General features: G+C 65.4%; 23 protein-coding genes. 1 reads left to right on the forward strand and 22 read right to left on the reverse strand.

Annotated features, from left to right (window positions below; translation table 11 throughout):
- Nucleotides 1–334: 334 nt before the first annotated feature.
- The 17 genes from tyrS to infC form a co-directional block, all read right to left on the reverse strand.
- Nucleotides 335–1,654, reverse strand: a complete 1,320-nt coding sequence (gene tyrS, locus F8O07_RS08970) for a tyrosine--tRNA ligase (RefSeq protein WP_225733264.1) — start codon at nt 1,652–1,654, stop codon at nt 335–337.
- A gap of 7 nt (nt 1,655–1,661) precedes the next feature.
- Nucleotides 1,662–3,098, reverse strand: coding sequence for an argininosuccinate lyase (gene argH / locus F8O07_RS08975; RefSeq protein ID WP_158031871.1), 1,437 nt, complete (start codon nt 3,096–3,098; stop codon nt 1,662–1,664).
- Between the two features lie 168 nt (nt 3,099–3,266).
- Nucleotides 3,267–4,187 carry an ornithine carbamoyltransferase gene (argF, locus tag F8O07_RS08980; RefSeq protein ID WP_158031872.1) on the reverse strand — a complete coding sequence of 307 codons (921 nt, stop codon included), beginning with the start codon at nt 4,185–4,187 and terminating at the stop codon, nt 3,267–3,269.
- Nucleotides 4,184–5,359 carry an acetylornithine transaminase gene (locus tag F8O07_RS08985; RefSeq protein WP_158031873.1) on the reverse strand — a complete coding sequence of 392 codons (1,176 nt, stop codon included), beginning with the start codon at nt 5,357–5,359 and terminating at the stop codon, nt 4,184–4,186. The genes argF and F8O07_RS08985 overlap by 4 nt, the downstream gene beginning before the upstream one ends.
- A 106-nt stretch (nt 5,360–5,465) precedes the next feature.
- Nucleotides 5,466–6,422, reverse strand: coding sequence for an acetylglutamate kinase (gene argB, locus F8O07_RS08990; RefSeq protein WP_158031874.1), 957 nt, complete (start codon nt 6,420–6,422; stop codon nt 5,466–5,468).
- A gap of 1 nt (nt 6,423) precedes the next feature.
- Nucleotides 6,424–7,578: a bifunctional glutamate N-acetyltransferase/amino-acid acetyltransferase ArgJ gene (gene argJ, locus F8O07_RS08995; RefSeq protein WP_158031875.1), complete on the reverse strand. Its 1,155-nt coding sequence runs from the start codon at nt 7,576–7,578 to the stop codon at nt 6,424–6,426.
- On the reverse strand, nt 7,575–8,639 hold the full coding sequence (gene argC / locus F8O07_RS09000; protein ID WP_158031876.1) for an N-acetyl-gamma-glutamyl-phosphate reductase: 1,065 nt from the start codon (nt 8,637–8,639) through the stop codon (nt 7,575–7,577). Before argC ends, argJ begins: the two co-directional genes overlap by 4 nt.
- A 15-nt stretch (nt 8,640–8,654) precedes the next feature.
- Nucleotides 8,655–11,177, reverse strand: coding sequence for a phenylalanine--tRNA ligase subunit beta (gene pheT, locus F8O07_RS09005; protein ID WP_158031877.1), 2,523 nt, complete (start codon nt 11,175–11,177; stop codon nt 8,655–8,657).
- Nucleotides 11,177–12,217, reverse strand: a complete 1,041-nt coding sequence (gene pheS, locus F8O07_RS09010; RefSeq protein ID WP_158031878.1) for a phenylalanine--tRNA ligase subunit alpha — start codon at nt 12,215–12,217, stop codon at nt 11,177–11,179. Before pheS ends, pheT begins: the two co-directional genes overlap by 1 nt.
- A 146-nt stretch (nt 12,218–12,363) precedes the next feature.
- Complete coding sequence (locus tag F8O07_RS09015) at nt 12,364–13,179, reverse strand: amino acid ABC transporter permease (protein WP_158031879.1); 816 nt, start codon at nt 13,177–13,179, stop codon at nt 12,364–12,366.
- Nucleotides 13,176–13,823, reverse strand: coding sequence for an amino acid ABC transporter permease (locus F8O07_RS09020; RefSeq protein WP_158031880.1), 648 nt, complete (start codon nt 13,821–13,823; stop codon nt 13,176–13,178). The genes F8O07_RS09015 and F8O07_RS09020 overlap by 4 nt, the downstream gene beginning before the upstream one ends.
- Before the next feature lie 126 nt (nt 13,824–13,949).
- Nucleotides 13,950–14,825 carry a glutamate ABC transporter substrate-binding protein gene (locus tag F8O07_RS09025; protein ID WP_192496739.1) on the reverse strand — a complete coding sequence of 292 codons (876 nt, stop codon included), beginning with the start codon at nt 14,823–14,825 and terminating at the stop codon, nt 13,950–13,952.
- 36 nt (nt 14,826–14,861) lie between these two features.
- On the reverse strand, nt 14,862–15,641 hold the full coding sequence (locus F8O07_RS09030) for an amino acid ABC transporter ATP-binding protein (RefSeq protein WP_158031881.1): 780 nt from the start codon (nt 15,639–15,641) through the stop codon (nt 14,862–14,864).
- Nucleotides 15,642–15,804: 163 nt separating this feature from the next.
- Nucleotides 15,805–16,608 (reverse strand): TrmH family RNA methyltransferase, encoded by an 804-nt coding sequence (locus tag F8O07_RS09035; RefSeq protein WP_158031882.1) that lies wholly within the window; start codon nt 16,606–16,608, stop codon nt 15,805–15,807.
- A gap of 2 nt (nt 16,609–16,610) precedes the next feature.
- Complete coding sequence (gene rplT, locus F8O07_RS09040; protein ID WP_158031883.1) at nt 16,611–16,991, reverse strand: 50S ribosomal protein L20; 381 nt, start codon at nt 16,989–16,991, stop codon at nt 16,611–16,613.
- Nucleotides 16,992–17,022: 31 nt separating this feature from the next.
- On the reverse strand, nt 17,023–17,217 hold the full coding sequence (gene rpmI, locus F8O07_RS09045; protein ID WP_158031884.1) for a 50S ribosomal protein L35: 195 nt from the start codon (nt 17,215–17,217) through the stop codon (nt 17,023–17,025).
- A gap of 39 nt (nt 17,218–17,256) precedes the next feature.
- The gene (gene infC, locus F8O07_RS09050) at nt 17,257–17,901 is read right to left on the reverse strand and encodes a translation initiation factor IF-3 (RefSeq protein WP_158032136.1); all 645 of its coding nucleotides are present in this window, start codon (nt 17,899–17,901) and stop codon (nt 17,257–17,259) included.
- Between the two features lie 342 nt (nt 17,902–18,243).
- Between infC and F8O07_RS09055 the strand changes: the two genes are divergently transcribed.
- On the forward strand, nt 18,244–18,591 hold the full coding sequence (locus F8O07_RS09055) for a DUF1844 domain-containing protein (protein WP_158032137.1): 348 nt from the start codon (nt 18,244–18,246) through the stop codon (nt 18,589–18,591).
- 18 nt (nt 18,592–18,609) lie between these two features.
- On the opposite strand, the gene F8O07_RS09060 is transcribed toward F8O07_RS09055, so the two are convergent.
- The 5 genes from F8O07_RS09060 to F8O07_RS09080 form a co-directional block, all read right to left on the reverse strand.
- Entirely contained in the window at nt 18,610–19,389 is a 780-nt protein-coding gene (locus F8O07_RS09060; protein ID WP_158031885.1) for an SseB family protein, read from the reverse strand.
- 9 nt (nt 19,390–19,398) lie between these two features.
- Nucleotides 19,399–20,151, reverse strand: coding sequence for a bifunctional 1-(5-phosphoribosyl)-5-((5-phosphoribosylamino)methylideneamino)imidazole-4-carboxamide isomerase/phosphoribosylanthranilate isomerase PriA (gene priA / locus F8O07_RS09065; RefSeq protein WP_158031886.1), 753 nt, complete (start codon nt 20,149–20,151; stop codon nt 19,399–19,401).
- Nucleotides 20,152–20,218: 67 nt separating this feature from the next.
- Complete coding sequence (gene hisH / locus F8O07_RS09070) at nt 20,219–20,869, reverse strand: imidazole glycerol phosphate synthase subunit HisH (protein WP_158031887.1); 651 nt, start codon at nt 20,867–20,869, stop codon at nt 20,219–20,221.
- Complete coding sequence (hisB, locus tag F8O07_RS09075; protein WP_158031888.1) at nt 20,866–21,474, reverse strand: imidazoleglycerol-phosphate dehydratase HisB; 609 nt, start codon at nt 21,472–21,474, stop codon at nt 20,866–20,868. The genes hisH and hisB overlap by 4 nt, the downstream gene beginning before the upstream one ends.
- Nucleotides 21,475–21,541: 67 nt before the next feature.
- A complete protein-coding gene (locus F8O07_RS09080) occupies nt 21,542–22,633 on the reverse strand; it encodes a histidinol-phosphate transaminase (protein ID WP_158031889.1) in 1,092 nt (363 codons plus the stop codon).
- Nucleotides 22,634–22,654: the final 21 nt, after the last annotated feature.

The raw sequence follows: 22,654 nt of genomic DNA on the forward strand, positions 1-22,654 counted from the left end.
ACCAAACGGCCCCAGCAACACAATGAGCGGCCCCCGCTTGAGGCCCAGAACCCTACAGATCCCAGCACCTTTGGGGTGACAAGAAGAAACAATACCCACACCCCACCAACCACCCAAAACCACACCAACCACCCGGGCGTGTCGAACACCAACCCCCACACACAGGCACTCTCCCACGAGTCGGGGCTCTCGGAACGACTTGGGCCACAGCCGCCTGCAAGCAGGTGGTCTTATCCCCTCACCAGACCAGAGACGCCCTGAAGACGAAAAGGGAGCCGCCACCAGTGGTGACGACTCCCTTTCGACCGGCGACGGGCCGGGTGCTGCTGCGTGTCTATGCCACAGTCAGGCTGGCCAGCGTCTTCTTGCCGCGTCGCAGCACCGCATGGCGCCCGTGCAGCAGCGACTGGTCTGCCAAGGTGGCCTCTGGGTCGGCGACCCGTTCGTTGTTGACCGAGACCCCTCCCTGAGAGATCGCACGTCGGGCTTCGCCCAGGCTCTTCACCAGCTCTGTCTCGACCAGTGCCGCAGCAACCGTGGTGTCCGGTGCGACGGTCGCGGAGGGCAGCTCGGCCAGCGCGGCGATCAGCGTGGCTTCGTCGAGCGTCGTGAGGTCGCCGTTGCCGAAGAGCGCAGCCGAGGCGTCGATCGCCGCAAGCGTGGCGTCCAGCCCATGCACCAGCGCGGTGACCTCCAACGCCAGGCGACGCTGCGCCTCACGCTTGTACGGCTCGTCGGCGACCTTCTGTGCGTACTCCGCGATGTCGTCTCGAGTCAGAAACGTGAAGACCTTGAGTCGTGCGATCACGTCAGCGTCGTCGGTGTTCAGCCAGAACTGGTAGAACGCGTACGGCGCGGTCAGGTCGGCATCGATCCAGATGGCGTTGCCTTCGCTCTTGCCGAACTTGGTGCCGTCGGAGTTCGTGATGAGCGGCGTGCCCATCGCATGCACCGACTGCTTCTCGACACGCCTGATCAGATCGACACCGCCGACGAGGTTGCCCCACTGATCCTGGCCGCCGCTCTGCAGGGTGACTCCCTCACGACGAAACAGCTCGAGAAAGTCATTGGCCTGCAGCACCTGGTAGCTGAACTCGGTGTAGCTGATGCCGGCGTCCGAGTTGAGCCGCTTCGAGACGGCCTCTTTCGACAGCATTGCCCCGACGCGGAAGTTCTTGCCGATGTCGCGCAGAAAGTCGATCGCGCTCAGCTCAGCCGTCCAGTCGAGGTTGTTCACGATGCGCACCGCGTTGGCACCGTCGTCGCTGAGATACCGCGACACCTGATGCTGGATGCGTGTGACCCACTCTCCGACCTGTTCGCGGGAATGCAGCGTGCGCTCAGCGGTTGGCCGCGGGTCGCCTATGAGCCCCGTCGCCCCGCCGACCAGAGCATACGGCGTATTGCCGGCCAGCTGCAGGCGACGCATCAGCAGCAGCTGCACGAGGTGGCCCAGGTGCAGGCTCGCCGCAGTGGGGTCGAACCCGCAGTAATAGCGGATCGGGCCGGCGGCGAGAGATGCTCTCAGGTCGTCGAGATCGGTGCTCACTGAGATGAGCCCCCGCCACTGGAGCTCGTCGACGATGGAGTCGAATGACTCGTCGATGCGCTGCGGCGCGAGTTCGGTCGGGGTGTCCGTCACGGTTTCAGTCACTTTCTGTCTATGCCTGCTGCTCGGCGACGCCGATACGACGCAGCGTCTCACTCAGTGTTCGCGGTGCCTCTTCGAGCTGGGATCGCACGTTCACCGCCGCGGTGCCGCCGCGCCCGGTGCGGGCGTTCACCGATCCGGCGACGGTCAGCACCTCTCGCACGCCGGGCGTGAGCCGCGCATCCACGGATGCGTACTCTGCGTCGGTGGGGTCGTCGAGACCGATGCCACGCTGTTCGCAGTATCCGACCAGCTTGCCCGAGATCTCGTGGGCGTCGCGGAAGGGCACACCCCGCTTCACGAGCCACTCGGCGACGTCGGTCGCCAGAGAGAATCCCTTGGGCGCGGCCTCGGCCATGCGCTCGGTGTTGAAACGGGCCGTTGCGACCATGCCTGCGTAGGCGGGCAGCAGCACTTCGAGCTGCGTCACCTGGTCGAAGATCGGCTCTTTGTCTTCTTGCAGGTCACGGTTGTATGCCAGCGGCTGCGCTTTCAGCGTCGCCAGCAGCCCGGTCAGATCGCCGATGAGACGGCCGCTCTTTCCACGAGCGAGCTCGGCGATGTCGGGGTTCTTCTTCTGCGGCATGATCGACGAGCCGGTCGAGTAACCGTCGTCGAGAGTCACGAAGTCGAACTCAGCGGTGTTCCAAGTGATGATCTCTTCGGCGAAGCGCGACAGATTGATACCGATCATCGTGAGGATGAACGAGAACTCGGCGACCACGTCGCGCGAGGCCGTGCCGTCGATCGAGTTCTGCACCGACGAGGTGAACCCCAGGTCTTCGGCAACCGCCTGCGGATCGAGCCCCAGAGTGTTGCCTGCGAGCGCGCCCGAGCCGTAGGGCGACACGTCGGCACGATCACGCCAGTCGGCAAGTCGGTCGAGGTCGCGCAGCAGCGGCCAGACGTGCGCCAGCAGATGATGCCCGAGCAGTACGGGCTGAGCGCTCTGCAGATGCGTACGACCGGGCAGCGGGTAATCGATATGGCGCTCGGCCTGCTCGAGCAGTGCGTCGACGACGTGGGCGACCAGGCCTGCGATGGTTCGGGCGTGATCTTTGGCATACATGCGCACAAGAGTCGCGATCTGATCGTTGCGCGATCGACCGGCACGCAGCTTGCCGCCGAGCTCGCCCCCGGCGATCTCGATCAGGCCGCGTTCGAGCGCGGAGTGCACGTCTTCGTCTTCTGGCTGGGCCGCGAACGCGCCGGATGCCACCCGACGACCGAGCTCGTCGAGGGCTGCGATCATGTCTCGGTACTCGTCGTCGGTCAGATAGCCGGCCCGATGCAGGGCCGCCGCGTGCGCGTGCGAACCTGCCAGGTCATAGGGAGCGAGCACCCAGTCGAACTGTGTCGACCTGCTCAGCTCGGCGAGAGCCGGCGACGGCCCGTCGGTGAAGCGTCCTCCCCAGAGTGCTCCGGCTTTTCCTGCGCGTTCAGACATTGTGCTCCTTCATGCCGCGCCTGCGGCCGTGTTCATTCTACGTGAGAGGTCTCGTCGGGCCCGTGCACCGCGGCGCGCGCCGGATGCGCAGAACGGGCCGCGGCAGGGGGATGTGCCGCGGCCCGTTCAGAGCTCGTCGATCTGTGCAGCTGTCGGGGCCTGCGCTGCTCAGTGCTGCAGCAGCCAGGCCAGCAGCGCCTTCTGCGCGTGCAGACGGTTCTCAGCTTCGTCCCAGACCACGCTGCGCGGGCCGTCGATGACCGACGCCGAGACCTCATAGCCCCGGTAGGCCGGCAGGCAGTGCAGGAAGATCGCGTCGTCAGCCGCCTGGCCAAAGAGCTCGTCATTCACTTGATAGTCGGTGAACAGTCGCTGGCGTTCGGCCTTCTCGGACTCCTGCCCCATCGACACCCAGGTGTCGGTGAGCACGACGTCCGAATCCTTGACCGCAGCAGCCGGATCGGTGCCGACCCAGACAGACCCACCTGTCTCGGCGGCACGTCGTTCGGCATCCGCCACGACCTGCGGGTCGGGCAGATACCCCTCCGGGCCGGCCACGCGCACGTGCATGCCTGCGGTCGCGCCGCCGAGCAGATAGGAGTGCGACATGTTGTTCGCCGCATCACCGACATACGTCAGCGTCAGCCCCTTGAGTGCGCCCTTGTGCTCGCGAATCGTGAGCAGGTCGGCCAGAATCTGGCACGGGTGGAAGTCGTCCGACAGAGCGTTGACGACCGGGACGCGGCTGTTCGCGGCCATCTCTTCGAGGCCTGACTGTGCGTAGGTGCGCCAGACGATCGCCGCGACCATGCGCTCGAGCACATGTGCGGTGTCGCTGATCGACTCCTTGCCGCCGAGCTGGCTCGACTGCGACTCGACGATCAGCGGCGAGCCGCCGAGATCGGCGATGCCCGTTGCGAACGACACACGGGTGCGCGTCGACGTCTTGTCGAAGAACACGGCGACCGTCTGCGGGCCCTCAAGCGGGCGCTGAGAGAAACGGTCGGCTTTGAGTGCGGCCGCGAGGTCGAGCACCTCGGCCTGTTCGACGGGAGTCAGATCGTCGTCTCGAAGAAAATGCCTGGTCATGCGCTGAGCCTCTCTGTCGCTTTCGTCCACCGTTCGCCGAACTCCTGCACCTCTGCCTCGCCGATGATCAGCGGCGGTGCGAGTCGGATGGTCTGCGCATCGGGTGCGTTGATGATGAGCCCCTCTTCAAGGGCGGCCGCGACAAGGTCGGCAGCGACCGGCTTCTCCAGCTGCACGCCGAGCAACAGCCCCATGCCGCGCACACCCGTGACGAGATGCAGCGTCGGGAGCAGGTCGCGCAGGTGCTGTGACTGGTGTCGCACGTTGTCGAGCAGGGCCTCGCTCTCGATCGAGTTGATGACCGTGCGACCCGCGGTCGTCGCCAGCGGGTTGCCGCCGAACGTCGAACCGTGATCGCCGGCATGCAGGATGCCGCTGGCTGCTCCGACGGTGACAGTCGCACCGATCGGCACACCGCCGCCGAGCCCCTTGGCCAGCGTGAAGACGTCTGGCATGATGCCCGACTGCTGGAAGGCGAACCAGCTGCCGGTGCGGCCCATGCCGGTCTGCACCTCGTCGACGATGAGCAGTGCGTTCGCCTGCGTCGTGAGTTCCCGGGCCTTCTGCAGGTACCCTTCGGGAAGCGGCAGCACACCGGCCTCACCCTGCACTGGCTCGACGAAGATCGCAGCCACAGAGTCGTCGATGGTGTCGAGCGCGTCGAGCGTCGCCGGAATGAACTCGACCTCGCTCGCAAGCGGCTCGAAGCGCTCGCGCAGCTTGTGCTTCCACGTCACGCTGAGAGCACCGAGAGTGCGCCCGTGAAAGGCGTGCTCGAGCGCGAGAATGCGAGTGCCGCCGCCCTGACGTGCATGGGCGCGAGCGATCTTGAAAGCCGCCTCGTTCGCCTCGGTGCCGCTGTTGGCGAAGAACACGCGGCCGTTCTCGGGGTTGCCGGCGACACGCAGCAGGTCTTCGGCGAGACCGATCTGAGACGGTGAGGTGAACAGATTCGAGACGTGGATGATGCGAGCGGCCTGCTCGCTGATCGCGCGCACGAGTGCGGGGTGGGCGTGGCCGAGCGCCGAGACGGCGATGCCGGCCAGGAAGTCGAGATACCGATTGCCGTCGACGTCGTACACCCATGCACCTCGACCATGGTCGAGCTCGCGTGCGGGGGTGCCGAAGACGGGAAGCAGATGCTCCTGATAGTCAGTGGTCCAGTCTGCCATGTGTGTGATGTGCTCCTGTGCGGTGAATGAGTGCGTTGCGCAATGGGTGGGCGGATGCGATGGTCGGGGCCGCCGTGAACGACCGGTCAGTCGAGGCGGTCCCGCATCATCGTCGCTCGGCCGATGCGTCGTTCGTCTCGGCGCGGGCTGTCGCGTCGGGCGCCGGGGTGACGAGCGTTCCGATACCCGACTGGGTGAAGATCTCGAGCAGCGCCGAGTGCGGACGTCGCCCGTCGACCACGTGCGCCTGAGGAACGCCGCCGCGCACGGCGTCAAGGCAGGCGCGCATCTTCGGGATCATGCCGCTCTCAAGGCTCGGCAGCATCTGTTCGAGCTCATCGGTCGTCATCTGCGAGATCAGGCTGGTGGGATCCGGCCAGTCGCGGTAGAGCCCCCCGACGTTCGTCAGCAGCACGAGCTTCGCTGCGCCGAGCGCCACGGCGAGGGCCGAGGCGGCCCGATCGGCGTTGACGTTCAGCGGCTGAGCGCCGCACTCCCCCTCTGGTGCGATCGACGAGACGACCGGCACACGCCCGGCGTCGAGCTGTGCACGCACGATCTGCGGCTGCACGCCGACGACCTCGCCGACGAGTCCCAGATCGACAGACCTGCCGTGGTCGTTTCCCGTGATGCGCTCGGCCGTGAACAGGCCGGCGTCTTCGCCTGAGATGGCGACGGCGAACGGACCGTAATGGTTGATGCGCCCGACCAGATCGCGAGAGATCTGCCCGGTGAGCACCATGCGCACGACGTCCATCGCTTCGGGTGAGGTGTAGCGGTACCCGACCCTGAACTCGGTGGGAATGCCGAGCCGTTCCAGCATCTGCGTGATCTGCGGGCCGCCGCCATGCACCACGACGGGCCGAATGCCGACCATGCTCAGATAGACGACATCCTGAGCGAACGCGTCGATCAGCGCTGGGTCGGCCATCGCGTTGCCGCCGAACTTCAGCACGAAGGTCTCGCCGTGAAACTTCTGGAGCCACGGCAGCGACTCCATCAGCGTGGCGGTCTTGACTTCGGCCAGCGCAGCGTCTTCGGCCAGAGAGAGATGCTCAGTCATATCAGCTCTCGTATTCGCTGTTGATCTCGACGTACTCATGGGTGAGATCGCTGGTGCGCACCATACCTGTCGTCTCGCCTGACTTCAGGTCGATCAGCACATGCACGGCGCGAGACGTCAGGTCGACGGTGGCGGGGTCGCGATCGGGCTGGCCCGCATGGCAGATGCGGGTGCCGTTGATCGTCACGTCGATGTCGAAGGGGTCGAACGCGGCCTGAGTCGTGCCCACAGCCGCGAGGACCCGTCCCCAGTTCGGATCGTTGCCTGCGATGGCGGTCTTGAAGAGGTTGCTGCGTCCCACGGCGCGGGCGACCTCGATCGCGTCATCCTCGTCTGCTGCATGCTGCACTTCGATGTCGATGGTGTGCGAAGCGCCCTCGGCGTCATCCTGGATCTTGGCGGCCAGCACGTCGCAGACCTCGGTCAGCCGGGCGACGAACTCCGCGTGCTCAGGGCTGACGCCCGAGGCGCCAGAGCTCAGCAGGGTGACCGTGTCGTTGGTCGACATGCAGCCGTCGACGTCGAGGCGGTTGAACGTGTGTCGCACGGCTTCGTCGAGCGCCTGCTGCAGTTCGGCGGCCTCGATCACGGCATCGGTGGTGACCACGACGAGCATGGTGGCCATGCCCGGGGCGATCATGCCCGACCCCTTGGCAATGCCGCCAATCGACCAGCCGTCGGGATGCCGCACAGCGACCTCTTTGGCCACAGTGTCAGTCGTGAGGATGGCTTCGGCGGCCAGGCTGCCGCCGTCTGCAGAGAGCTCGGCAGCGGCAGCGCTCACGCCGCCGACCAGTTTCTCGAGCGGCAGCTGATGCCCGATGATGCCGGTCGAGCAGACGACGACGTCGCCGGCCGAGACGCCGACCTGTTCGGCGACCGCCTCTGCTGTCGCGTGAGCCGTCTGAAAGCCCTGCTCGCCGGTGTAGCAGTTCGCACCACCGGAGTTCAGCACGACCGCGTCGACGCGGCCGTCGGCCGCGACCTGACGGCTCCAGCGCACTGGGTTCGCCTGGCATCGGTTGGTGGTGAACACCGCAGCGGCATCGAAGCGCGGCCCGCGGTTGACGACGAGCGCCAGATCGCGGTGTCCGTTCGCTTTGATACCGGCGGCCACGCCGGCCGCCTCGAATCCTGCTGGTGTGGTGACGGTCACGGAGCGACTCCTTCGATGGGCAGCCCGGCGGCCTCGTCAAGGCCCAGGGCGATGTTTGCAGACTGAATGGCGGCACCGGCGGTGCCCTTCACCAGGTTGTCGAGCGCTGAGACGGCGACGAGCCGCCCGGCGGCCTCGTCGACGGCGATGCCGAGCGAGGCGACATTGGAGCCGAGCACGGATGCGGTCGCCGGAAAACGGCCGGCGGGCAGCAGTTCGACGAAGCGTTCGTCTTCGTAAGCGGCTTCGTAGGCGTCGCGCAGGTCGCCGATCGTGGTGCCCGCAGACAGCCGTGCGGTCGAGGTGGCCAGGATTCCACGGGCCATCGGCACAAGCACGGGGGTGAATGAGATGTGGATGTCCTGCGTCGAGATCTCGCCCGGAGCGCTGGCGGCCCAACGCAGATCCTGCTGGATCTCGGGGATGTGGCGATGGGTGCCGCCGACGGCGTACGCACTGGCCGATCCGAGGATCTCGCTGGCGAGCAGGTTCGGCTTCAGCGAACGCCCGGCGCCGGAGGGACCCACCGCGAGCACGGCGACCAAGTCGTCGGTCTCGACCAGGCCTGCCGCGACGGCGGGCGCCAGCCCGATGCTGATCGCGCTCACGTTGCAGCCCGGAGCGGCGATTCGAGTCGCCCCGCGCAGCCAGTCGCGCTGACGGCCGCCTTCACGGAGCAGCTCTGGCAGACCATAGGTCCAGGCCCCGTGATAGTCGCCGCCGTAGAAGCGGTTCCAGTCGTCTTCGTCGATCAGCCGATGATCGGCCCCGGCGTCGACGACGACCACGTTGTCGGGCAGCCGATCAGTGAGTTCGCCGCTCTTGCCGTGCGGCAGGGCCACGAAGACCACGTCGTGACCCGCGAGGTTCTCGGCACTCGTGTCGGCGAGCACGAGGTCTCCGAGACGGTGCAGGTGGGGGTGGATGTCACCGAGGCGCTGCCCGGCGTTCGAATGAGCGGTGACCGTGCGCACCTCGAGCTGTGGGTGCGACGAGAGCAGCCGAAGCAGCTCTCCGCCCGCATACCCGCTGGCTCCGGCGACGGCTACAGAGATCGACATGGCATTCACCTTACGTCAGGCCCGCAGCTGCGCACCGAAGCGCTCGGCCGCCAGCGCGACCGCGGCGTCCTTCGCCTCGGTCGCCTCTGCGGCGGTCAGTGTGCGGTCGGCCGCGCGGAAGCGCAGAGCGAACGTGAGCGACTTCTCGCCCTCGCCGACGCCGTCTCCGCGATAGTCGTCGACCAACTGCACGTGTTCGAGCAGGTCGCCGGCGCCTTCGGTGACGGCAGCCCGCACATGAGCCGCCGGAGTGTCGAGCGGCACGACCAGAGAGAGGTCTTGTGTGGCCGCCGTCTGCGTACGCACCGGCGCGGCGTGCACCTGAGTCGGGGCGATGCGCTGCAGGGCATCGATGTCGATCTCGGCGACGGCGATGCGCCCATGCAGCTTCATCGCGGCGATGTGGTCGGGATGCAGCTCGCCGGCGAAGCCCACGACGATCTCGCCCTCGGCCGTCGAGGCGACGACCTCACCACCGCGCCCGGGATGCAGACCGATGAGCGAAGCCTGACGCAGGCTGAGCGTGACGCCGAAGGCGAGACCCACCTGTGCCACGAACGCGCTGGCCTCCTGCCAGTCGACGGGCAGCGCCTTGGTGCCGGGCTGATGCGCGATGCTGTTGCCGGCGAGCACTGCGGCGATGTGCCGCGGCTGTGGCGGCAGGCTCTCGTAAAGTGCCTGCAGCGTGGTCGCATCGGGACGCGCCGTGCCGATCGGCAGCTGCGGCGACCCAGTCTGCTGCCCTGCTTCGGGGCGGAAGACCAGCTCCTGCTCCACGATCGCCAGGTCGGTGAGCCCGCGGCTGATGTTGCGCCGGGCCACTTCGAGCAGACCGGGCAGCACGAGCCGACGCAGAAGCCCCTCTTTGGCATCGAGCGGGTTCGCCAGGGCGACCGACGCCACCTCTGCCGACTCGAACAGCGCGTTCTGCGCTGCAGAGACGAACGGATAGCTGAAGACTTCGGTGTAGCCGGCACCGGCGAGATGCCGGGCCAGCCGCCGACGGGTCTGCTGAGCAGCCGTGTAGCCGTGCCCCGGAGGGGCCACCGGCAGGCGCACCGGAATGCGCTCGTAGCCGGCGATGCGGGCGACCTCTTCGATCAGGTCGACCTGTTCGGTGATGTCAGGGCGCCAGGTGGGTGCCGTGACGTCGAGCACGTCGCCGTTGTCAACGACCTGGGCACCGATCTGTCGCAGAATCGACACCACTTCGTCACGGGTGACGTCGATGCCGGTCAGCGCGGCCGCAGCGTCGACCGGCAGCTGCACCGTCGTCTTGGGCAGCTCGGGCAGGTAGGCCGATCCGATCTCGGAGGCCGTTCCGCCAGCGAGTTCGACCAGCAGGTCGACGACGCGCTGCGCAGCCGCCGGGGCGATGGCGGGATCGACTCCGCGCTCGTAGCGCTTCGAAGCCTCACTGGGCAGTTTGTGTCGGCGGGCGGTGCGGGCGATCGAGACCGGCTCGAACGCCGCAGCCTCGACGAGCACACGCTTCGTGGTCTCGCTCACCTCGGTGGCCGCACCACCCATCACGCCGGCCAGGCCGATGGCATGAGCATGATCGGCAATGACCAGGTCTTCAGGGTCGAGGGTGCGCTCTTTGTCGTCGAGCGTGGTCAGCTTCTCGCCGGCTTGTGCGCGACGCACCACCAGCCCGCCGTCGAGTCGGTCGAGATCGTAGCCGTGGATCGGCTGCCCGGTCTCGAGCATGACGTAGTTGGTGATGTCGACGATGACCGAGATCGACCGGATGCCGGCCAATGTCAGCCTCTCCAGCATCCACGGGGGCGTCGGGGCGCTGGCGTCGACGCCGTCGACGACGCGCGTCACAAAGCTGCGCACGCCGGCCGCGCCCCGAATCGGCTGCCGGTCGTCGATCTCGGCCGAGAAGCCGGATGCGAGCACGGGTGTGCCCACCCGATCGACCGGGTCGACGAAGGCCGCGCCGGACGCGTGACCGTACTCGCGGGCCACACCGCGAATCGAGAAAGCGTAGCCACGATCAGGCGTCACATTGATCTCGACCGCGCGGTCGTCCAGGCCGAGCAGCGGAATCGCCGGCGTGCCGACCTCGGGGTCTAGCCCCAGATCGGCGAGCACGATGATGCCGTCGTGGTCTTCGCCCAGGCCGAGCTCGCGCGCGCTGGCCATCATGCCGTCAGAGACATGGCCGTACGTCTTTCGCGCCGCGATGCGGAAGTCACCGGGCAGCACGCTGCCGGGCAGCGTCACGACGACTTTGTCACCCACCACGAAGTTGTGCGCGCCGCAGACGATGCCGCGCACCGACTCGCCGCCGTCAGCAGCCTGCTGGCCTTCGGGGGCCACACGCACACTGCACCAGTTGATGGTCTTGCCGTTGGTCTGAGGCTCGGGCGTCGCCTCGAGCACCTGGCCGACGACGAGCGGGCCGCTGACTTCGAACGCATGCACGTCTTCTTCTTCGAGCCCGACTTTGACCAGCGCGGCCAGCACCGCATCCGGTTCGGAACTCTGCAGCTCGACGAACTCGCCGAGCCAGCTCAATGGAACCCGCATCAGATAATCACCCCGAACTGCTCGCTGAAGCGCACATCGCCTTCGACCATGTCACGCATGTCATTCACATCGTTGCGGAACTGCAGCGTGCGCTCGACGCCCATGCCGAACGCGAAGCCTGAGTATGCCTCGGGATCGATGCCCGCCGCACGCAGCACGTTGGGGTGAACCATGCCGCAGCCGCCCCATTCGACCCACTGCGGGCCGCCTTTGGCCCCCGGGTACCAGACGTCGAGTTCGGCGCTGGGCTCGGTGAAGGGAAAGTAGCTGGGGCGCAGGCGAATGCGTGCGTCGTCGCCGAACATGATGCGCGCCATGTGCTCGAGCGTGCCGCGCAGATCGGCCATCGTCAGCCCTCGGTCGACCGCGAGCCCCTCGAACTGGTGGAACACGGGAGTATGCGTCGAGTCGAGCTCATCTGTGCGGTACACCTGCCCCGGAGCCAGAACGTAGACGGGCAGGTCGCGTGTCAGCAGCGAACGCACCTGCACTGGAGAGGTGTGGGTGCGCATCAGCAGATGCCGGTCGACCGGCTCGACGAAGAAGGTGTCCTGCATTGCGCGAGCGGGGTGGTCGGCGTCGAAGTTCAGCGCGTCGAAGTTGAACCACTCGTTCTCGATCTCGGGCCCTTCGGCGATCTCCCACCCCATGCCGACGAAGACGTCGCTGACCTGCTCGACGAGCAGGTTGAGGGGGTGGCGGGATCCGGTGCGATGGATGCTGGCGGCGGCCGTGATGTCGACGGTGTCGGCTGCGAGCCGCTCCGCTTTCTCAGCGGCGGCGAGTGAGCTCTCGCGCGTGGCGAAGGCCTTGTTCACTCGGCCGCGTGCCTGACCGACGAGCTTGCCGGCCTGGGCTTTCTGCTCTTTCGGCAGGCCGCCGATCGATCGGTTGAGTGTGGCCAGCGGCGAACCTTCGCCGCTGTGTGCGGCTCGAACCTGCTTCAGTTCGTCGGTCGTCGCCGCGGCCTCGATCGCTTGCAGAGCATCGTCGACGAGCCCGTCGACGATCTCGCCCGTGATGGGAGTGTGATCAGACATGATTCCGTTCCGTGACGTTCCTCGCGAGGCGGCCGGCACGTGGTGCAGCCGCGGTCGAAGTGGAGGGTGCGCCTGCGCGCACCACTCCATTCTAGCGACGTCTGCGCATCACACTCGGAATGCGCGCTTCAGCTGGTGCGTACTGGTCAGCGGTGCGCTCGGCTCAGCCGGCGCTGCAGCCAAACCGCGAAGCCGCTGAGCAGCAGGCAGAGACCGATGTAGATCGAACCGATAACGATGGCAGACGGAATGATCGGATAGTCGAACTGTGCCTGAGCCCCGTAGAACTTGGCGACGTACAGCAGCTCTTCATAGGTGACGATGAAGCCAAGTGCCGTGTCTTTGAGCACGACGACCAGCTGCGAGATGATCACTGGCATCATCGACTTGACCGCCTGCGGCAGCAGGATCATGCGCATGACCTGCCCCTTGCGCAGGCCGATCGAGTAGCCGGCCTCTGCCTGCCCCTTCGGCAGTGCCTGGATGCCGGAGCGGAACACCTCGGCGAGAACCGAGCCGTTGTACATCGTCAGGCCGGCGACGACCGCGACGAACGGGCTCACCCAAGTGACACCGATCGTCGGCAGACCGTAGTAGATGATCATCATCAGGATCAGCAGAGGAACGGCCCGGAACAGCTCGGTGATCCAAGCGGCCGGACGGCTCACCCAGGCGTGATCCGAGAGTCGCCCGACAGCGAGCACCACTCCGAGCACGAGACTGAGCACCGCGGCGAGAGCAAACGCAGAAAGCGTGGAGACGAGGGCGAGCCCGACTCGCTGCCACACCAAGGGGTAGGTGAACAGCTGCCACTTCTTCGCCTCGAACTGGCCACTCGTCGCCAGGTGAGAGATCACGAAGCCCAGTACGGCGATGACGACGATGACCGTGACCACGCCCAGAATGCGATTGCGTCGCAGGGCCTTGGGGCCTGGTGCGTCATAGAGAACGGAGGTGCTCATGCCTTGACCTTCCATTTCTTCTCGAGGACTCGCTGTAGCAGAGAAAGCCCCATTACCAGCACCACGAAGATCAGTGCGACCCAGAGCAGCACAACCATGGCGTTCTCACCACGCTCTGAGGCGTAGGCGCGGATGGCGCCCGCCTCGAAGACGGAGAAGCCCGCAGCCACTGTGGTGTTCTTCAGAAGAGCGATGAACACGCTGATCAGCGGAGGAACGACGGCTCGGATCGCCTGGGGCAGCACGACCTGCGACATGGTCTGCCCGAAGGTCAGCCCGATCGACCGTGCGGCCTCGGCCTGTCCGACCGGAACGGTGTTGATGCCGGAGCGGATGGCCTCTGCGACGTAGGTTGCGGTGTAGAGGCTCAGGGAGATGATGGCCAACGCCATGAAACCAGGAGTCGGCAGCCCCAGCTTCGGGTAGCCCAATGCGAAGAACAGCATGAGCAGAGTGAGTGGAGTATTGCGCACCAGGTTCACGTACACCGTGCCGACCACGCGCATCGGGCCGACAGGTGACACTCGCATGGCGCCGACCACGCCGCCGAGCAACAGAGAGAAGACCGCTGACACTGCGAACAGAATCAGAGTGTTGCGAAACCCGGTGAGGAACAGGTCGCTGTTTTCGAGCAGAGTGTTCACGTTCGTCTCTCAGTTCGATGCGGATGGGAAGGATCGGAGTGCCGGGAGAATTTCCCCGGCACTCCGTGCCCCGCCGGCCAGTGGCTCAGACGGCCACGTCGTTCAGCGGAGCGAGTCGACGGCGAATCAGTACGCTTCGACCTTGGGCTGCTCGACCTTCGTGCCCGACGCTCCCAGAGTGCGGTCGAAGATCTCTGTCCAGGTGGAGCCGCCGTCGGTGAGCGTCTTGTTGAAGAACGTGCGCAGTGCGGTGTCGTCCTTGCTCAGACCGATGCCGTACTTCTCAGTGGTGAAGGGTTCGCCAACGACTTTGAGCGAGTCTGGATCCTGCGCGGCGTAGCCGATCAGGATGGCCTCATCTGTCGTGACGGCATCGAGCTGCTTGTTCTTCAGCCCGTCGACGCACTGCGAGTACTTGTCGAATTCAGTGACCTTCGCCTCGGGGTAGTTCTCGCGAATGTTCTGAATCGGCGTCGAGCCGGTTGCGGAGCAGACGGTCTTACCTGCCAGATCATCGGGGCCCTTGATCGAGTCGTCGTCCGAACGGACAAGCAGGCCCTGACCGGTCACGAAGTACGGACCGGCGAAGCCGATCTGCTGCTTGCGCTTGTCAGTGATCGAATAGGTGCCCACGTAGTAGTCGATATCGCCATTAATGATCGACTGCTCACGGTTGGCGCTCGGAATCGACTTGTACTCGATCTTGTCAGCACCGAAGCCCAGCGAGGCGGCCATCCACTGTGCCACTTCGATGTCGAACCCAGAGCGCTCGTTTGTTGCGGCGTCAAGATAGCCCAAGCCAGGCTGGTCGTCTTTCACACCGACGACGACTTTGCCGCGCTGCTTGATCGCGTCGAAGGTCGGGCTGCCCTCGACCGTGACGTTCTCTGCCACCGGGAACTTGGCGGAATCTGTCGTCGAACCGCCTGACGCGCATCCGCTGAGGGCGATCGCCCCGACTGCCAGCAGTGCTGCACCTGAAAGCGCTTTCCTCATTCTCATGGGGTGGTCTCCATTCTTTCGGGTTGAGCTCACGACTCAGTGCGTGAGGATCTTCGAGAGGAACTCACGTGCTCTCGAGGTTTTGGGATTCGTGAAGAACTCTTCTGGCCGGGCCTCTTCGACGATCTGGCCGTCGGCCATGAAGATGATGCGATTGGCCGCTTTGCGGGCGAAGCCCATCTCATGTGTGACCACCACCATGGTCATACCGGTGCGAGCCAGCTCGACCATGACGTCGAGCACCTCGTTGATCATCTCGGGGTCAAGCGCGCTGGTCGGCTCGTCGAGCAGAATGAGCTTGGGGTTCATGGCCAAGCTGCGGGCGATGGCCACGCGCTGCTGCTGGCCGCCTGAGAGCTGAGCGGGGTACTTCATGGCCTGGTTCGCCACACCGACACGCTTGAGCAGAACCATCGCCTGTTCTTCGGCTTCTTTGCGCTTGAGACCTCGCACCTTGATGGGGCCGAGCGTGACGTTCTCAAGGATCGTCTTGTGCGCGAAGAGGTTGAACGACTGGAAGACCATGCCGACGTCGGCACGGAGGCGTGCGAGGCCTTTTCCTTCGGAGGGCAGCGGCTTGCCGTCGATGGTGATTGTGCCCGAGTCAATCGTCTCAAGTCGGTTGATCGCCCGACAGAGCGTCGATTTGCCTGACCCGGAGGGGCCGATCACGACGACGACCTCGCCACGGCCCACGTTCGTGTTGATATCGTTCAGCACGTGCAGCTCACCGTAGTGCTTTTCGACGTGGTCAATGACCACAATGGGGTCATCACTCTGGATCTGCGGGATCGAGACGGTGTCGTTCGTGGTCATGGTGCCCCATCGTAGTTAGCGCTTCATTGCAAGAACTGCCGCGTAACACTCTCGTAACAAGAGTGAAACCTGGCTACACAGTAGCAATCGCAGACCGACCCGGCGAATCCTATTCGACTTGCACCGACGGCCGACCTCACGTAGGGGCCGACTCCTGCGCCGTTCAGGCGTGCATGCGAAACGCCGACTGGTACAGGCAGACGCTGGCGGCGATGGCCAGGTTCAGCGACTCTGCCTGACCGTAGATCGGCAGTCGCACGGCGCGGTCGGCGAGGGCAAGTTCGGCATCGTCGAGACCGTGCGCCTCATTGCCGAAGAGCCATGCCGTCGGCCGAGACAGCAGCTCTGCCGTCGCCTCATCAGATGCGAGCTCGTCACCGCTGATGTCGGCCGCGAGGGTCTGCAGGCCGCTCTCGTGTGCGAGTCGCATTGCTTCGCCCAGATCGACCCCGACCGCCACCGGCAGGTGAAAGAGCGACCCGGTCGTCGAACGCACCACTTTCGGGTTGTAGACGTCGACGCTGCGATCGGTGAACACCACTCCGTCGGCGCCCACTGCGTCGGCCACCCGCAGCACGGTGCCAGCGTTTCCCGGGTCTGAGACGTGATGCATGATCACGACGAGTCTCGGGGTTCCGGAGAACAGGTCTTCGGCGCGAACCGGGAACTGCCGGGCCACCGCCACGACGCCCTGCGGATGCACCGTGTCACTCATCGCTTTGAGCACACGCTCTGTGACGGTCTCGACCGGCCGCCCAGCCGCGCGAGCAGATTCGGACAGATCGCTGAGGCGCCCGAGGGCGTTCTCTGCCACATAGACCTGTTCGACGACCTGAGGGCGCCACCGAATGGCCTCGGCCACGGCCTGCGGCCCATCAAGCAGAAAACGCCCGGTCTTCGACCGGGCGTCTCTGCGTGCCAAAGAGGCAGCGAATCTCACGCGCTCGTTGTGAACGCTGCTGAGCATGTTCAGGCCTGAGGAGCGTTCACATCAGTGGGCAGAGCCTGCTTTGCGGTCTCGACGAGGCTGCTGAACGTCTTGGCGTCAGTGACGGCCAGCTCGGCGAGCAGGCGGCGGTCGACCTCGACACCGGCCAGGTTCAGCCCCTGGATCAGACGGTTATAGGTGATGCCGTTCGCACGTGCCGCAGCGTTGATGCGCTGGATCCAGAGGCGGCGGAACTGCCCCTTCTTCGCACGGCGGTCACGGAAGGCGTAGGTGTACGAATGAGTGACCTGCTCCTTCGCCTTGCGGTAGAGGCGCGACCGCTGACCGCGGTAGCCCTCTGCCTTCTCGAGGATCTCGCGACGCTTCTTCTTGGCGTTGACGGAACGCTTGACTCTTGCCATTTCAGTACTCTCTCTTCAGTCCGGTTCGCTCTTACTTGCCCAGCAGTCGCTTGACCTGCTTGGTGTCAGCGGCCGAGACCGGGACATCCGCGCTCAGGCGACGGGTGCGACGTGACGACTTGTGCTCGAGCAGGTGGCGCTTGTTCGCCTGCTCGCGGTACAGCTTGCCGCTGCCGGTGGTGCGAAAACGCTTCTTGGCACCGGAATGTGTCTTCTGCTTTGGCATCTTCTTCTTCTCTTTCGTATCTGCCGACCGGTGGATCGGTCAGTTGGTCTTCTCTGCGTCAGCCGTGGTCTTCTCAGCGTCAGCCTCGACTTCGGCGGCCTTCGCCTCGCGTTTCGCAGCACGCTCGGCCTCGGCCTTAATCTCAGCCTTGGTGCGGATCGGCGCCAGCACCATGGTCATGTTGCGACCGTCTTGCAGCGGCTTGAACTCGATGGTCGCGTACTCCTTGAGCTCTTCGGCGAGCTTCATGAGCAGCTTGTAGCCGAACTCGGGGCGAGACTGCTCACGACCACGGAACATGATCATGACCTTGACCTTGTCGCCACTCTTGAGAAACCTGAGCACATGGCCCTTCTTGGTCTCGTAGTCGTGGCTGTCGATCTTGAGGCGGAAGCGAATCTCTTTGAGCTGGGCGTTCGTCTGGTTGCGACGGGCCTCACGCGCTTTCTGAGCGGCTTCGTACTTGAACTTGCCGTAGTCCATGAGCTTGGCTACCGGCGGCTTCGAATGCGGGGCGACCTCGACGAGGTCGAGGTCAGCCTCACGCGCCAAGTGCAGTGCCTTGGCTACGGAGACGACACCGATCTGCTCTCCCTTGGGCCCGACCAGGCGGACTTCGGGAACTCGGATACGGTCATTGATGCGCGGCTCGCTAATCGGCTGCTCCTTACTCGTGCACGGCATGGTGAACGTCAGAGAAGCAGCAAGGCGCAGTCGCGTCTTGAGCACTTTGGACCCGGCAGTCTGTGTTGAGGTCGACTACAGTAGGTGGGAGTGTGAACTCCTCTTCAGCTCAGCGCTGAGCATCGTCGAGACGCACAGCACAAGCCATACTACCAGAGACCGAGCCCTCCTGCGAGCACTTGCGCCGCTCCTGCCGTTCTGAGTGCCGGGGAGACGAGAGAAAGAGCGAAGATGACCAAGCGAAGCATCCACGAAGGCGACATTCTGGGCGAGCGTTCCAGCGGTCTGCACAGCGACGGCGCCGACGCGGCTGAGTCACCGACGGCCGACGGAGCGCGCGAGATGGATGTTCGGGAGCGCGAAGCGCTGGAGGATCTGACCCGCGATATCGGCGACGTTCCTGCCGTCGAGGTCATCTCGACCGCAGCCGTGCATCTCATGAGCGCCGCAGCCGTGAAGATCGGGCTGGCTCAGGATCCAGAGCAGGAACGAGACCTCGACGAGGCGCGCAAACTCATTGAGGCGCTGGCCGGGCTGGTCATCGCATCGGCGCCTGCGATCGGCAACCTGCATGCCCGCAGCATGCGCGACGGGCTGCGCACCCTGCAGCTGGCCTTCCGCGAGGCGTCACTGATTCCCGACGCCCGTGGCGAGGGCCCGGGTGAGAAGCTCACAGGACCAGTGGACTGAACGAAAGCATCCCGGCGTTCAGTACTGGGTGCGCACGAAGCGCACCCCGATCGAGTCCACCTGGCCCATGATGGTCTCGTCGGCACGCCACTGCTCAGAGAGCCAGTCCGACATCTCTTTCAGCGCCGCAGCGTCCAGACCGTCGATGATCTCGAGCTGCACCAGAATCTCTGGACCGCGCAGCTGTGAGGTCGGGTCGCCCGGGGTCAGAACCAGCGATTTGATGCTGGGCAGCTCACTGGCCGGACGCATGAACGCCTCCAGTACGCGCGGGTCGTCGATCGCCGGAGTCCACGCGCGGCCAGTCGCCAGCGCTTCCAGAGCCGGCCAGCGCACTACGAACTCACTTTCGGCACCGGGATCGACCACTACACGCGGGGTGTGCTCCCCCGCCGCTGCCAGCGCGACCCTGGGAGCCTCGGCTGGCACCGGCCGCGCCTCGGGGTTCCACTGCTGCATGGCATCCACCGCGGTGAAGACGGGCAGCGCACGCTGACCGTCAGGAGTCGCAACGGTGACTGTTGCGAGCTCGGCAGATTTGTCGACCGGCAGCCCGTTCTCTGCGACGCCGGAGGATTCGAGCTCGGCGACCAGTGGAATCAGCAGCCTCGTCTTGTGCAGCACCGCGATGACCTCGCTGATGCTGATCTCGGCCAGGCGAAACCTGCGCACCGCCTCCAACCAAGCCGTCGGCGAAGTGCCGTCATCAGTCGCGAAGCGATTGGCCTCGAATCGGCGCCCGGCCCATGGCGTGCCGGCTGAGTCAGCAGGCACGCCGGATGCACGGCTGTCAGTCATCGACGCGCCTCAGTCGCGAGCGATGTCGAGGGCCTCGGCCAAGGTGAAGCGACCGGCGTAGAGAGCCTTGCCGATGATCGCCCCCTCGAGGCCAGCCGGAATCAGATCGCGCAGCGCTGCGACGTCGTCCAGGGAGGAAACACCGCCAGAGGCCACAACAGGCTTGTCAGTGCGAGCGAGCACCTGGCTCAGCAGGTCGAGATTCGGCCCTTTGAGCGTCCCGTCCTTCGACACATCGGTGACGACGTAGCGAGCACAGCCGGCTTCTTCCAGACGTTCCAGAACCTCGAACAGGTCGCCGCCGTCTTTCGTCCACCCGCGCGCAGCGAGGGTCGTACCACGCACGTCGAGGCCGACGGCGATCGCCTCGCCATACTCACCGATGACTTTCGCAGCCCACTCAGGGTTCTCCAGCGCTGCGGTGCCGAGATTCACGCGTTTGACACCGGTGCTGAGCGCCTGCTCGAGAGAGCGATCGTCGCGGATGCCGCCGGAGAGCTCGATGTTGACGTGACCGGCCTGCTTGATGACGCGACGAATCGCCTTGCGGTTCTCACCGCGACCGAAGGCGGCGTCAAGGTCGACCAGGTGAATCCAGTCTGCCCCTTGGCGAACCCAGTCAAGGGCCGCATCGGTCGGGTCGCCGTACGACTTCTCAGTGCCGGCCTCGCCCTGGGTGAGGCGCACGGCCTTTCCATCGGCGATGTCGACGGCAGGCAGCAGCACCAGTTCAGGGCGCTGGGCCAGATCTTCCTCACTCATGTGTCTCTCCCTCATTCATACCGGTCACAGGGCTCCCCGAGTGACCTGATGTCTCGTGCACGACACCTCAGTGGGCGACGTTCGGCAATGTGCTCAGCCAGTTGCGCAGCAGTCTGATGCCTGCACGCCCCGACTTCTCAGGATGGAACTGCGTCGCGCACAGGGCACCGTTCTCGACCGCGGCCAAGAATGGCTCTCCGTAGGATGCCGTGGTCACGACCGGCTGCGGAAACGGCGGGTCGGTCTGCAGCGTCCAGCGTTTGGCCGCGAAGGTGTGCACGAAGTAGAAGCGCTCGTTCTCAATGCCCGAGAAGAGACGGCTGCTCTCCCCCGGCTGCACGGTGTTCCACCCCATGTGCGGCAGCACAGGAGCCTGCAGACGACTGACGGTACCAGGCCACTGAGCCAGTCCGTCATGCTCCGTCTCGCCTTCGACACCATGGTCAAACATCACCTGCATGCCGACGCAGATGCCGAGCACGGGAAGCCCGCCGGCGAGGCGCCGCTCGATCATCTGGGGTGCGCCGACTTCGTTGAGCTGGTCCATCACGGCGCCGAACGCACCGACACCGGGCACGAGCAGTCCATCGGCGGCGCCCACCGCGGCCTTGTCCCGGGTCAGCTGAACATCGGCGCCTGCCTGCGTGAGTGCCTTCGCCGCTGAGTGTACGTTGCCGCTGCCGTAGTCGAGCACGGCGACCGTGGGTCTTGCACTCACAGGGCGCCCTTTGTCGAGGGCACTCCGGTGACGCGCGGATCGAGCGACACCGCAGCACGCAGCGCGCGCGCGACCGCTTTGAACTCAGTCTCGGCGATGTGGTGCGGGTCGCGACCGGCCAGCACACGCAGGTGGATGGTGATTCCCGCGTGGAAGGCGAACGACTCTACGGCGTGACCGACGAGAGAACCGGTGAAGTGACCGCCGATCAGGTGCATCGTGAATGCCTCTGACTCGCCGGTGTGCACGAAGTACGGACGCCCCGAGATGTCGACGACGGCCTGTGCCAGAGCCTCGTCGAGCGGGACCGTGGCGTCGCCGTAGCGCGTGATGCTCCGTTTGTCGCCCAACGCCTGCTTCACTGCCTCGCCCAAGACGATAGCGGTGTCTTCGACGGTGTGATGCACATCGATGTCGATGTCGCCGGTCGCCTCGATATCGAGGTCGATGAGCGAGTGTCGGCTCAGTGCCGTGAGCATGTGATTGTAGAAGGGAACCCCGGTCTCGATGTGCGACGTGCCGGTGCCGTCGAGATCGACAGTCACGCGGACTGACGATTCAGAGGTCTCTCTGCGCACGGTCGCTCGACGCGATGATTCAGGCATCTCTCTCCCTTGTCAACTGCCCTCGTCCAGGGCGATCAGCCGCCCGGAGGCAATACGATCACCTAGTCTAACCGGCGGTGACCGGCGTGGCGATTCGTTCGAAGGCGGCAAGGAACGCGCTGGTCTCGCTCTCGGTTCCGGCGGTGACACGCAGCGTGTGCGGAATACCGTTGTCGCGAACGATGATGCCCTCGGCGAGCAGACGAGTGAAGGTGTCTTTCGGGTCTGCCACGCCACCGATCAGCACGAAGTTCGACTCAGAGGGATAGGGCGTGAAGCCGAGCTCGGCAACTCGCTGTTCGATGCGGTCTCGTTGCGCGCGGATGCGATCGACGTTGGCGAGCATCGCCGACGCGTGACGCAGTGCGGCTTCGGCCGCGGCCTGAGTGAGCGCAGAGAGGTGGTAGGGCAGCCGCACCAGCCGAAGTGCGTCGACGAACGCCGGATCTGCGGCGAGATAGCCGACCCGCGCACCCGCATAGGCGAACGCCTTGCTCATGGTGCGCGAGATCGCCAGACGTGGGCGTCCCGGCAGCAGTGTGAGTGCGCTCACGGCATCGGAACCGCTGAACTCCTGATAGGCCTCGTCGACGACCACGATGCCATCAGTTGCGGCGTATGCGGCTTCGATCACCTCGAGCGCGGCGCCAGTGCCGGTGGGGTTGTTGGGCCGGCAGATGAACACGAGATCTGGACGGTGCTCGCGGATTGCCGTGGCAACGGCATCTGGGGTGAGAGTGAAATCAGCCTGCCGATCAATCGGCAGCCAGGCCGTCTGTGTTCCGGCTGCCAGCAGCGGGTACATCGAGTAGGTCGGTACGAAGCTCAGCAGTGACCGACCTGGCCCACCGAATGCCTGCAGCACCTGCTGCAGCACCTCGTTCGAGCCGTTTGCCGCCCAGACCTGCTCTGGGGTGACACCGTGGCCGAGGTAGCCGGCCAGGGCTTCGCGCAGTGCGGTGAACTCTCGGTCGGGGTAGCGGTTCAGACCGGCGACCACACCAGCGACGCTCTCTTGGATGTCGCGAACGGCTTCTGAGGGAAGTCCAAAGGTGTTCTCGTTCACATTGAGTTCGATGGACACGTGCAGCTGCGGTGCGCCGTACGGCTGCTGTCCGACGAGTTCTGCGCGAAGGGGAAGATCATCAAGAGTGGTCACAGACGCAAGTCTACGCGCGCA

This window comes from Pseudoclavibacter sp. CFCC 13796, assembly GCF_008831185.1.
In the GTDB taxonomy this organism is placed as follows: Bacteria; Actinomycetota; Actinomycetes; order Actinomycetales; family Microbacteriaceae; genus Pseudoclavibacter_A.